An 11,706-nucleotide genomic window follows, 5' to 3' on the forward strand; every position below is an offset into this window, starting at 1 on the left:
GGGGGACAGCGTGCCGTCATCGCGACGCGGGCACCGGAGCCGAACCACTCCGGGCCCGCGTCGCTGCCGTTCGGCCACCCCATGTAGTCGCGGCCCGTTCCGGGCCTGCGAGACTGGATGACGGTACGTGGCGGTCGGTGGTGGCGAAGACCGCCACAAGATCGCATCGAACGGCGGAACCCGGTACCACCGGCGGTACGTTGTCGAGGGCGAAACCGCTCGCCGCTCGCGCTCTCGGCCCCGGCCGGGTCGCGCATCCGAACTGACCCTGAACAGGAGACCGACGCACCGTGGCACCTCCGGCCGGGCAGCTGCGCCCAGGGCGTTATCTCGCGATCTTCGCGCTGATCGTGATGGCGCTGTACGCACTGGTGTTCTTCACCGGTGATGGCAAGCCCAATCCGAAACTGGGCATCGACCTGCAGGGAGGAACGCGGGTCACGCTCACCGCGCGCACCCCCGACGGGCAGCCTCCCAGCAAGGAATCGCTGGACCAGGCGCGGCAGATCATCGAGACCCGCGTGAACGGCATGGGCATCGGCGGCTCCGAGGTCGCCCTCGACGGGTCGAACCTGATCATCACCGTGCCCGGCGAGGGCGGTGAAGAGGCCAAGCAGCTCGGGCAGACCGCGGAGCTGAACTTCCGCAAGGTCGCCCAGCAGCTGCCCGCCACCCAGCCCCCGGCCCCGACGACGCCGCAGCAGGCGCAGCCGCCGGGCGACTCCGCCCAGGCGATCGAAGCCGCGAAGGCGACCCGGCAGAGCACCGATCCGAACGTGCTGATGCAGGCCGCGCAAGCGCTGGACTGCAAGGCCGAGGACCCGCTGCGCGGCAACGAGGACCCGAAGCTACCGCTGGTCGCCTGCGACCGGGAGGGCACGGCCAAGTACATCCTCGAGCCGGTGTTCCTGGAGGGCAAGGAGATCGCCGACTCGATGGCCCAGCCGCCGAACCCGCAGGGCGGCAACCCGGGTTGGTCGGTCAGCCTCAACTTCAAGTCGGGTGGTGCCAAGACCTGGGCCGACTTCACCTCGGCCAACGTCGGCCAGCAGGCCGCGTTCGTGCTGGACGGCGAGGTCGTCTCCGCGCCGTCGATCAACGAGCCGCTGCTGGGCGGCAACGCCAGCATCAGCGGCCAGTTCAACCAGCAGTCCGCGACGGACCTGGCCAACATCCTCAAGTACGGCTCGCTGCCGCTGGCCTTCGACCAGTCCGAGGCCGAGACGGTCTCGGCGACGCTGGGCATCGCCTCGCTGGAAGCGGGCCTGATCGCGGGTGGCATCGGTCTGCTGCTGGTGGCCGTGTACTGCCTGGCCTACTACCGGCTGCTGGGCATCCTGACCGTGCTGTCGCTGGTGCTGTCCGGCGGCGTGGTCTACGGGGTGCTGGTGCTGCTCGGGAGGTGGATCGGGTTCACCCTGGACCTGGCCGGTGTCGCCGGGTTCATCGTGGCCATCGGCATCACCGCTGACTCGTTCATCGTGTTCTTCGAGAGGCTCAAGGACGAGATCCGCGAGGGTCGCACCTTCCGCTCCTCGGTGCCCCGGGCGTGGGTCCGGGCGCGGCGCACGATCCTGTCCGCCGACGCGGTCAGCTTCCTCGCCGCCGCGGTGCTCTACGTGCTGGCCGTCGGCCAGGTGAAGGGATTCGCGTTCACCCTGGGCATGTCCACGGTGCTCGACCTCGTGGTGGTCTTCCTGGTCACGCACCCGCTGGTGGCGCTCGCCTCGAAGAACAAGTTCCTGTCCAAGCCGTCGGTCTCCGGGCTGGGCGCCGTGCAGCGCATCGGCAACCGGAACCGCGCCGCGCGCAAGGCCGCCGCGACCACCTCCAAGGAGGCGTGAAGGTGACGACTCCTGACACCGAAGGGGCCCAGAAGCGCGAGAGCGTCTTCCACCGGCTCTACACCGGTACCGGTGCCTTCGACATCGTCGGCAAGCGTTCCCGCTGGTACATCGCGCTCGGTCTGCTGGTGCTGGTGTGCATCGGCGCGATCGGGTTCAAGGGGTTCAACCTCGGCATCGACTTCGAGGGCGGAACCAAGATCTCCATGCCCGCGGTCGGAGCCCAGGGCCCGATCGAGACCGACGCGGTGCAGTCCGCCTTCAGCGACGCGATCGGGCACCCGGCCGAGACGGTCCAGGTCGTCGGCGCCGGTGGGAACCAGAGCATCCAGGTCCGGTCCTCGTCGCTGACGGTGGACCAGGTCATCGACGTCAAGCAGCAGATCTTCAACCAGACGCAGCCGCTGGACGGGACGGGCAAGCCCAGCCAGCAGGTGATCAGCGACAGCGCGGTCTCCGGCACCTGGGGCGAGGAGATCACCACCCAGGCGCTGCTCGCGCTCGGCGTGTTCCTGGTGCTGGTGACGATCTTCCTGGCGTTCTACTTCGAGAAGTGGATGGCGGTCGCGGCCCTCGTCGCGCTGCTGCACGACGTCGTGATCACCGCCGGCATCTACTCGCTGGTGGGCTTCGAGGTCACGCCGAGCACGGTGATCGGTCTGCTGACGATCCTCGGGTTCTCGCTGTACGACACCGTGGTGGTCTTCGACAAGGTCAAGGAGAACACCCGGGGCCTGCTGAGCATGACCCGCCGCACCTACCCGGAGGCGGCGAACCTGGCGGTCAACCAGACGCTGATGCGCTCGATCAACACCTCGGTCATCGCGTTGCTGCCGGTGCTCGGACTGCTCGTGGTCGGTGCCGGACTGCTCGGCGTCGGCGTGCTGCGCGACCTGGCGCTGGTGCAGATGGTCGGCATGACCGCCGGCGTCATCTCCTCGATCTACCTCGCGACGCCGCTGCTGGTGGACCTGAAGATGCGCGAGTCGAAGTACCGCTCGCACGCCAAGAAGGTCGAGCAGCGCCGGGCCAAGGCGGCCGCCCGCGAGGCGGGCGAGGACGTCCCGGAGGAGCCCAAGCCCCCGGTCACGGCCGGTGCGACGCGGCAGCAGCCCGCGGCGCGCCCGGCGGGCAAGGCCGCGCGGCCCAGCGGGAAGCGACGTCGTTGATGCCCGAGGAAGTCACCACCGGCGTTGCAGTGGTGGACGGGGACGACGTCGCCCTCAAGAGCGCGGTCCGGCTGATCCGGGAGGTCCCCGACTTCCCGGAGCCGGGCGTGCTGTTCCGCGACATCAGCCCGATGCTCGCCGACCCGGCGGCGCTGCGGGCCATCACCGACGCGCTGGGCCGGGGCCTGGAGTTCGACGTCGTCGCCGGTGTGGAGGCCCGCGGCTTCCTGCTCGGCGCCGCCGTCGCCCAGGCGTTCGGCACCGGTGTGGTCGGCCTGCGCAAGCCCGGCAAGCTGCCGGAGGTCGCCGACCGGATCTCCTACGAGCTGGAGTACGGCCACGCGACGCTGGAACTGCCCGCCGACACGCTGCGTGCGGGACAGCGGGTCCTGGTCGTCGACGACGTGCTGGCCACCGGCGGCACCCTGGGGGCCGCGTGCCGGCTGATCCGCCAGGCGGGTGCGGAGGTCACCGCGGCCGCGGTCGTGATGGAGCTCACCGCCCTGGAAGGCCGGGACAAGATCGTCGACGAGCACGTCCGTGCCCTGCTGCGATCCTGATCGTCGACGCTTGCAACCAGCAGCGTCACAACGGTCGGTGATCGGTTCGACTGAATTCCCAAGGTCATCTCGACTGCAGAAGGTGACCGTTGGGCGTATCGACCACCACACCAGGGATGGGTCGTTGACCCGTCGGCGTTATTCTCAGTGTCCGGGTCCCCCGGACCTGGGACTAAGCAACGCCTGAGCCCGGGAGCGTGCGGTGAGCCACCACGTTGATTCTCCTGCCTCGGCAACCGATCCGGTTGCCGAGCCGCGTGCGACCTCGGCCACGCGCCGAGTCCGCGCCAGACTGGCGAGGAGGATCACCGCTCAGCGCGCCGCCCAGGTCAAGCAGGTCCTGGAGCCGTTGGCGGTCGTCCACCGCGAACTGCACCCGCAAGCCGATCTGACGCTGCTGCAACGCGCCTACGACGTCGCCGAGGAGAAGCACCGCAGCCAGAAGCGCAAATCGGGCGACCCGTACATCACCCACCCGCTGGCGGTGGCCACGATCCTGGCCGAGCTCGGCATGGACACGACCACGCTGGTGGCGGGGCTGCTGCACGACACCGTCGAGGACACCGACTACTCGCTGGAGCGGCTCGGGTCCGACTTCGGCGACGAGGTCGCCCACCTGGTCGACGGCGTCACGAAGCTCGACAAGGTCAAGCTGGGCGCGGCGGCCGAGGCCGAGACCATCCGCAAGATGATCATCGCGATGGCCCGGGACCCGCGGGTGCTGGTCATCAAGCTGTCCGACCGGCTGCACAACATGCGCACCATGCGCTTCCTGCCGCCGGAGAAGCAGGCCCGCAAGGCTCGCGAGACCCTCGAAGTGCTCGCGCCGCTGGCGCACCGGCTGGGGATGGCCACGATCAAGTGGGAGCTGGAGGACCTGGCCTTCGCCATCCTGCAGCCCAAGAAGTACGACGAGATCGTGCGCCTGGTCGCCAACCGCGCCCCCTCGCGCGACACCTACCTGCGCACCGTGATCGACGAGCTGTCCACGCAGCTCGACGCTGCCCGGCTGGCCGCCAAGGTCGAGGGCAGGCCCAAGCACTACTACTCGATCCACCAGAAGATGATCGTCCGCGGTCGCGACTTCGACGACATCCACGACCTGGTGGGCGTGCGGATCCTGGTCGACGAGATCCGCGACTGCTACGCGGCGATGGGCGTGGTGCACGCGCTCTGGCAGCCCATGCCCGGCCGGTTCAAGGACTACATCGCCCAGCCGCGCTTCGGCGTCTACCAGTCGCTGCACACCACGGTCATCGGTCCCGAGGGCAAGCCCCTCGAAGTGCAGATCCGCACCCGCGAGATGCACCGGACCGCCGAGTACGGCATCGCCGCGCACTGGCGCTACAAGGAGACCAAGGGCCGCAACAGCGGCGGTGGCGTCGAGGTCGACGAGATGGCCTGGATGCGCCAGCTGCTGGACTGGCAGCGCGAGGCCGCCGACCCGGGCGAGTTCCTGGAGTCGCTGCGCTACGACCTGGCCACCCGCGAGATCTTCGTCTTCACGCCCAAGGGCGACGTGATCACGCTGCCGTCCGGCTCGACACCGGTCGACTTCGCCTACGCCGTGCACACCGAGGTCGGGCACCGCTGCATCGGCTCGCGGGTCAACGGCCGGCTGGTGGCGCTGGAGCGCAAGCTGGAGAACGGCGAGGTCGTCGAGATCTTCACCTCCAAGGCGGAGGGGTCCGGGCCGAGCCGCGACTGGCTGTCGTTCGTCGCCTCACCGCGCGCCAAGGCCAAGATCAAGCAGTGGTTCGCCAAGGAGCGCCGCGAAGAGGCCATCGAGTCCGGCAAGGAGCTGATCACCAAGGAGATCCGGCGCCTCGGACTCCCGGTGCAGCGCCTGGTCTCCGCCGAGGCGCTGGGCGCCGTCGCCCGCGAGCTGCACTACGTCGATGTCACCGCGCTCTACGCGGCGGTGGGGGAGAAGCAGCTCTCCGCGCAGCACCTCGTGCAGCAGCTGGTGCAGCACATCGGCGGACCGGAGCAGGCCGCCGACCAGATCGCCGAGCGCTCCACGCCGTCCACCTTGGAAGGTGGCGGAAAGCGGCGCAGCAGCGGCGATTCCGGCGTGGTGGTCAAGGACGCCGGGGACGTGTGGGCGAAGCTCGCCCGCTGCTGCACCCCGGTTCCCGGCGACGAGATCCTGGGCTTCGTCACCCGCGGCGGCTGGGTCAGCGTGCACCGCACCGACTGCACCAACGCCGACGACCTGCGCAAGACGCCGGAACGGCTGGTGGAGGTGCACTGGGCGCCGTCGTCGTCCTCGGTGTTCCTGGTCGCCATCCAGGTCGAGGCGCTCGACCGGCACCGGCTGCTCTCCGACGTCACCAAGGTGCTGGCCGACGAGCGCGTCAACATCCTGTCGGCCTCGGTGACCACCTCGAAGGACCGCGTGGCGGTCAGCCGCTTCTCCTTCGAGATGGGCGACCCCAAGCACCTCGGCCACGTCCTCAAGGCGGTCCGCAACATCGAAGGCGTCTACGACGTCTACCGAGTCACCTCCGCCACCTGACCAGGTCCACCTACCTCCCGTACCCGGTCCCGTCCCACCCGGATCACTCCCGTTTTCGGGGTCCTGATTACGGCGGTATTCCGTCTCTGGATCGGTGGGAGGGCGGATTACTGCCGCAATCGGGGTTCGGATTACCGGAGCAATCCGGTCACCGCAGCAGAGGGGCACCGTTCCGGGTGGAACGGTGCCCCTCTGCGCGTGAGGTCCCTGCGAGGTCCGGGTCAGGCCTGGACGTTGACCTTGTTGAAGGTGACCTGCTTCTTCGGGTGGCCACCGCCCGCGGAGGAGTCGAAGGCGCCGTCGTGGCCCGCGCGGGCGACGTCGTCGATGACCTTCAGGCCCTCGGGCGAGATCGTGCCGAAGACGGTGTAGTCCGGCGAGAGCTGGGCGTCGCCGAAGACCATGAAGAACTGGCTGCCGTTGGTGTTCGGGCCCGAGTTCGCCATCGCCAGGTAGCCGCGGCCGTACTTCAGCTCCGGGAACGTCTCGTCGTCGAAGGCGTAGCCGGGACCGCCGGAGCCCTGCCCGGTCGGGTCACCGCACTGCAGCATCTGCAGGCCCTCGGTGCTGATCCGGTGGCAGTTGGTGCCCTCGTAGAACGACTGCTCGGCCAGGCTGATGAAGCTGTTCACGGTGCAGGGGGCCAGCGAGCGGTCCAGGGTCAGCGGGATGGTGCCCTGGTTGGTCTCGATGGTGGCCTGCACGGTGCCCTTCGACGACACCTCGCCGTTGGCCGGCGGCTGCACCGGCTTGCTCGCCTGGCCGTCCGGGCGGTAGGTGCACGAGACGGGGTCGGCCAGCGGGGTCGGACGGGCCGGCGGCGGGGCCAGCTCGGTCGGGATGTTGACCTGCGGCTGCGGCGGCTGCTGCTCGGCCGCGGGCTCGCCGCCGCTGCGGCTGAAGTAGAAGACGCCAACCACGATCGCGATGACCACCACGATCGTCGCCCCGATGGTGATCACCCGGCGTCGCTTGGCCTGCTCCTCACGGCGCTGCATCTGGCGTTCGAGCTTCCGTTTGGCCGCCTGACGACGCTGCTCGTTGCTGGGCACTTGCTCCCCTCCCCGCACTCCATGATCTGATGTTGTGCAGCGAAGTTTATGAGGTGCCCCGGGACCGCTTCCTGAGAGCCCATGCCGGTGTGCGCAGGCGCATCGGGTGCGGACGATAATCTAGGGTTGCCATTCGGCTGTGCATCCTCGACGAAAGGCCCTTCTGACGTGCTTGCCCTCGGCTTCCCGGTAGGACCGCTGCAGGCGAACTGCTACGTGCTGGCCCGCGGTGAGGGCGAAGCCTGCGTCGTCGTCGACCCCGGTCAGGACGCCGTCGAGCCGTTGAACGAGCAACTGGCCAAGCACCGGCTCACGCCTGCCGCCGTGCTGCTGACGCACGGGCACTTCGACCACGTGCTCTCGGCCGCGCAGATCTGCGCCGAGCACGACGTGCCCGCCCACATCCACCCCGCCGACCGGTTCATGCTCGCCGACCCGGGCGCGGCGCTGGGGCCCGCGGGCCGCCAGCTCTTCGGCGACGGCATCAGCGGTGAGGAGCCCGCCGAGGTCCGCGAGATCGCCGACGGCGACGTGCTGGAGCTGGCGGGCCTGCGCTTCGACGTCACGCACACCCCGGGCCATACCGGCGGGTCGGTGCTGTTCGGCGTCGGCACGGAGGAGGGCGGGCGGCTGTTGCTGTCCGGCGACACCCTCTTCGCCGGCGCCATCGGGCGCACCGATCTGCCCGGCGGCGACCACGGCGCGATGCTCGAGTCGCTGAGCACCCGGGTGCTGCCGCTGGACGACGAGACCGTCGTGCTGCCGGGCCACGGACCGACCACCACCATCGGGCGCGAGCGCGCGGGCAACCCGTTCCTGCAGGAACTGCCCGCCTCCGACGCCCACTGACGAGGACGAATCGCAAACCTGATGAGCACGTTCAACGCCCCCAAGGGCATCCCGGAGTACTTCCCGCCGGACTCGGCGGCTTTCCTCGCGGTGCGCGAGACCCTGGCCGACGCCGCGCGTCGCGCCGGATACGGCTACGTCGAGCTGCCGCTGTTCGAGGACACCGCGCTGTTCGCGCGCGGGGTCGGCGAGTCGACCGACGTGGTCAGCAAGGAGATGTACACCTTCGCCGACCGCGGCGGGCGTTCGGTGACGCTGCGCCCGGAGGGCACGGCCGGCGTCATGCGCTCGGTCATCGAGAACGGCCTCGACCGGGGCCAGCTGCCCGTGAAGCTGTACTACAGCGGCGCGTTCTTCCGCTACGAGCGCCCGCAGGCCGGCCGCTACCGGCAGCTGCAGCAGGTCGGCGTGGAGGCCATCGGCGTGGACGACCCGGCGCTGGACGCCGAGGTCATCGCGATCGCCGACGAGGGCTACCGGCGGCTCGGCCTGACCGGGCACCGCATCGAACTGACCTCGCTGGGCGATGCGACCTGCCGTCCCACCTACCGCGCCAAGCTGCAGGAGTTCCTGCGCGGGCTGCCGCTGGACGAGGACACGCAACGCCGCGCCGAGCTCAACCCGCTGCGGGTGCTCGACGACAAGCGCCCCGAGGTCCGCGAGATGGTCGCCGACGCGCCGCTGATGGTCGACCACCTCTCGGCCGAGGCCGAGGAGCACTACGAGTCGGTCAAGGCGCACCTGGTGGACCTGGGCGTGGAGTTCGTGGAGAACCCGCGGCTGGTGCGCGGCTTGGACTACTACACCAAGACGACCTTCGAGTTCGTCCACGACGGGCTCGGCGCCCAGTCCGGCATCGGCGGCGGTGGCCGCTACGACGGGCTGATGGCCGAGCTCGGCGGCCAGGAGCTGTCCGGCATCGGTTTCGGCCTCGGCGTGGACCGCACGCTGCTGGCCTGCCAGACCGAAGGCCTGTCGGTCGGTGACCAGTCGCGGTGCGACGTCTACTGCGTGCCGATGGGCGAGACGGCCAAGCGCAAGCTGGTCGCCGCCACCGGCGGGCTGCGGTCGCACGGCGTGCGGGTCGACATCGCCTACGGCGGCAAGGGCCTCAAGGGCGCGATGAAGGCCGCCGACCGCTCCGGCGCCCGCTTCGCGCTGGTGCTGGGCGAGCGCGATCTGGAATCCGGCAGCGCGCAGCTCAAGGAGCTGACCACCGGCGAGCAGCGCGCCGTGTCGCTGGAATCGCTGGTCGACGACGTGCGTGCGGCGGTCGCGGAGAGCCGATGAGCGACGTCGAGGCGGTGCCGCTGGACCTGCTGGATCGGCGCACCGTGCGAGTCCGGGCCCGCAACGTGGCGATCGCGGCGGTCATCGTGGCCGCCGCGATCGGCGGCATCGTCAGCCTGTTCGCCGGGCCGGTCGGGTTCGTGACCACGCTGGTGATCGTCGCGGTGCCGCTGTTGCTGCTGGCCTGGACCGAGTCGCGCAAGACCATCACGCTGCGCGGGCACGAGGTCGTGGCCCGGGCCCTGGGCAGCCGGGTGGTCGACGTGCACGAGGCGACGCGGCTGGAGCTGTTCGTCACCGACCTGCGCGGTGCCCGCACGATCAACGTGCTCATCGGTGGTGCGCCCAAGGGCAAGGCGATCAGCGTCTCGCTGGCGATGTACGCCGGTACCGGTGGCCGCGAGCTGGGCGTCTACGCGTTGCGCCGCCTGGCCGACGCGCTGGCCGGCAACGAGGACACCCGCGGTCTCGTGCTCTCCCAGCTGGTCGTCGCGCAGCTCCGCGCCGAGGCCAGGGGAGAGGCGCCGCCGAACCGGCCCCTCTACCAACTGGCGTCCCTCGCGCCTCAGGGCCGCATGGCCCAGCGCCTCCAACCGGAAGCCGTCGCCAAGTTCGTCGCCGCCCTCTGAACCCGGGAATTCGAACTTCGCGCGAAGTTCGAATCCGCTCACTCGATGGGGTTCAGGCGCGGTTGAGGGCTGTGATGAGGAGCTGGGCCGTCTGGTCGAGCTGGGCCGTGGTCTTGGTGAGGGCTTCCACGTCCGGTTCGAGGACGCGGAGGTCGCAGGCGACCTGAACGACCTGCTCGTGCAGGAAGCGCAGCTGGTCGGACGTCGGCCCCAGGTCGTTCGCGCTGTCGGCGAGCTCGCGCAGCGCGTCCCGCGTCTCGGCGAGGGTGTCGGACAGCGGTCCGATCCGTTCCAGCGCGACCACGAGGCGCGGCAGGGCGTGGATCGCGGCGAGCACGGCCGTCGTCTCGCGGAGCACCGCTCCGCCGAGGGACGTCAGACCGCCGAGCAGTCGGCCGGGGACGTCCAGGACGCTGCCGAAATCGGGTAACGGCGTGGGCATGTCCGCCAGTCTGCGGCAGGCCGGTCGCACCGCGCAGCCCTACCTGCCATCGGTTCTACCCGGACGTCGCCGCTTCTTCGCCCGTTCGGCACCCTCCTCGCCGGGCTGTTCGGCGGGCTCCTGGACGGCCACCAGCGCAGCGATGGCCGTCGTGATGGGCACCGCCGCGACCAGGCCGACGCTGCCGACGAGGGTGCGCACGACCTCCTGCGCGACGGCCTGCGAACTGACGATCTCGCCGAAGGTGCGGCCCGAGAGGGTGTAGGCCAGCAGCATCGGCAGCGCCGCGCCCGCGTAGGCCAGCACCAGCGTGTTGACCGCCGAGGACACGTGGTCGCGACCGATGCGCAGGCCCGCCCCGTAGAGCTGCCGCCAGGACAACGACGGGTTGGCCGCTCGCAGCTCCCACACGGCGCTGGTCTGCGTGACGGTCACGTCGTCGAGGACGCCGAGCGCGCCGATGACGATGCCGGCCAGGAGCAGCCCGCGCGCGTCGATGGGGGCACCCAGCGCCCCGATCACGCTGGAGGTGTTCTCGTCCAGCCCCGTCAGGCTGGTGGCGGCGGAGAAGGCGGTGCTCAGGACGCCGATGAGCGCCAGGCTCAGCATCGTGCCGAGCACGGCGGTGGAGGTCCGAGCGGAGAACCCGTGCGTCAGGTACAGGACGATGAACATGATCAGCCCGGCGCCCACGACCGCCACCAGCAGCGGGTCTTCACCGGCGAGGATCGCGGGGAGCACGAATCCGACGAGCATCACCAGGCTCAGGCCGAGACCGACGAGCGCGGCCAGCCCCTGCCAGCGTCCGAGCACGAGCACGGCGGCGGCGAACACCAGCGCCAGCAGCGTCAGCGGCAGGCCGCGCTGGAAGTCCACGACCTGGAACGACGTCGGGTCGTCGGGGTTCTCCCCGGCGTAGGAGAGCACCACCTGATCGCCGACGGCGAAGCGCGGGCTGCCCGGGTCGGTGGGCACGACCTGCTCGATGGTCTGGTTCGGTCGCGGCCCGTCCTGCATCTTCACGGCGAGCTGGACGCAGCCCTGACCGGCCTCGCCCTCGCTGCAGGAGGTGGCTCCGGCGGAGATGACCTCGCCGTTGACCGGGGACTGCCCGAACCCGAGGTCGGCGCCGGTCTTCTGGTCGTGACCCCAGGGGTAGAGCACGAAGATCCCGACGACCGCGGCCAGCGCGAACGGGATCAGCAGGAACGCCAGCAGTCGCTTGACGTGCGTCGACGCCGGGGCGGCCGGGCCGTGCCCGTGCCCGTGTCCGTGACCGGCGGGTTCTTCGCGGCGCCGGTGGGAGCGCGGTTCCTCCGGCTGCGGGGGATCGGGCTGCGGGCGCGGCGGGCG

General features: G+C 70.3%; 10 protein-coding genes. 7 read left to right on the top strand and 3 right to left on the bottom strand.

The window, feature by feature from the left end:
• Positions 1–290: 290 nt before the first annotated feature.
• The 4 genes from secD (at position 291) to E1202_RS25055 (ending at position 6,091) form a co-directional block, all read left to right on the top strand.
• Positions 291–1,844 carry a protein translocase subunit SecD gene (gene secD, locus E1202_RS25040; RefSeq protein ID WP_132685585.1) on the top strand — a complete coding sequence of 518 codons (1,554 nt, stop codon included), beginning with the start codon at positions 291–293 and terminating at the stop codon, positions 1,842–1,844.
• Positions 1,841–3,013 carry a protein translocase subunit SecF gene (secF, locus tag E1202_RS25045; RefSeq protein WP_132685586.1) on the top strand — a complete coding sequence of 391 codons (1,173 nt, stop codon included), beginning with the start codon at positions 1,841–1,843 and terminating at the stop codon, positions 3,011–3,013. The genes secD and secF overlap by 4 nt, the downstream gene beginning before the upstream one ends.
• On the top strand, positions 3,013–3,573 hold the full coding sequence (locus E1202_RS25050; RefSeq protein WP_132685587.1) for an adenine phosphoribosyltransferase: 561 nt from the start codon (positions 3,013–3,015) through the stop codon (positions 3,571–3,573). The genes secF and E1202_RS25050 overlap by 1 nt, the downstream gene beginning before the upstream one ends.
• A gap of 202 nt (positions 3,574–3,775) precedes the next feature.
• Complete coding sequence (locus tag E1202_RS25055) at positions 3,776–6,091, top strand: RelA/SpoT family protein (RefSeq protein ID WP_132626730.1); 2,316 nt, start codon at positions 3,776–3,778, stop codon at positions 6,089–6,091.
• A gap of 221 nt (positions 6,092–6,312) precedes the next feature.
• Here E1202_RS25055 and E1202_RS25060 read toward each other — a convergent pair whose 3' ends face one another.
• Positions 6,313–7,143 carry a peptidylprolyl isomerase gene (locus E1202_RS25060; RefSeq protein ID WP_132685588.1) on the bottom strand — a complete coding sequence of 277 codons (831 nt, stop codon included), beginning with the start codon at positions 7,141–7,143 and terminating at the stop codon, positions 6,313–6,315.
• Positions 7,144–7,311: 168 nt separating this feature from the next.
• On the opposite strand from E1202_RS25060, the gene E1202_RS25065 reads away from it, so the two are divergent.
• Genes E1202_RS25065 through E1202_RS25075 form a run of 3 tightly spaced genes read left to right on the top strand, consistent with a single transcriptional unit; the run spans position 7,312 to position 9,911 of the window.
• Positions 7,312–7,992 carry an MBL fold metallo-hydrolase gene (locus E1202_RS25065; protein WP_132685589.1) on the top strand — a complete coding sequence of 227 codons (681 nt, stop codon included), beginning with the start codon at positions 7,312–7,314 and terminating at the stop codon, positions 7,990–7,992.
• 21 nt (positions 7,993–8,013) lie between these two features.
• Entirely contained in the window at positions 8,014–9,282 is a 1,269-nt protein-coding gene (gene hisS / locus E1202_RS25070; RefSeq protein ID WP_132685590.1) for a histidine--tRNA ligase, read from the top strand.
• Positions 9,279–9,911: a hypothetical protein gene (locus E1202_RS25075; protein ID WP_132685591.1), complete on the top strand. Its 633-nt coding sequence runs from the start codon at positions 9,279–9,281 to the stop codon at positions 9,909–9,911. The genes hisS and E1202_RS25075 overlap by 4 nt, the downstream gene beginning before the upstream one ends.
• 52 nt (positions 9,912–9,963) lie before the next feature.
• Here E1202_RS25075 and E1202_RS25080 read toward each other — a convergent pair whose 3' ends face one another.
• Positions 9,964–10,353 (bottom strand): hypothetical protein, encoded by a 390-nt coding sequence (locus E1202_RS25080; protein ID WP_132685592.1) that lies wholly within the window; start codon positions 10,351–10,353, stop codon positions 9,964–9,966.
• A gap of 39 nt (positions 10,354–10,392) precedes the next feature.
• On the bottom strand, positions 10,393–11,706 hold a 1,314-nt coding region (locus E1202_RS25085; RefSeq protein WP_235878983.1), incomplete at its 5' end, for a YibE/F family protein.

This window comes from Saccharopolyspora karakumensis (genome assembly GCF_004349225.1).
In the GTDB taxonomy this organism is placed as follows: Bacteria; Actinomycetota; Actinomycetes; order Mycobacteriales; family Pseudonocardiaceae; genus Saccharopolyspora; species Saccharopolyspora endophytica.

Excerpts from the sequence above, each read along its gene's own strand:
- E1202_RS25075 (WP_132685591.1), top strand. The coding sequence starts at position 9,279 with ATGAGCGACGTCGAGGCGGTGCCGCTGGACCTGCTGGATCGGCGCACC.
- E1202_RS25050 (WP_132685587.1), top strand. The coding sequence starts at position 3,013 with ATGCCCGAGGAAGTCACCACCGGCGTTGCAGTGGTGGACGGGGACGAC.
- E1202_RS25080 (WP_132685592.1), bottom strand. The coding sequence starts at position 10,353 with ATGCCCACGCCGTTACCCGATTTCGGCAGCGTCCTGGACGTCCCCGGC.
- hisS (WP_132685590.1), top strand. The coding sequence starts at position 8,014 with ATGAGCACGTTCAACGCCCCCAAGGGCATCCCGGAGTACTTCCCGCCG.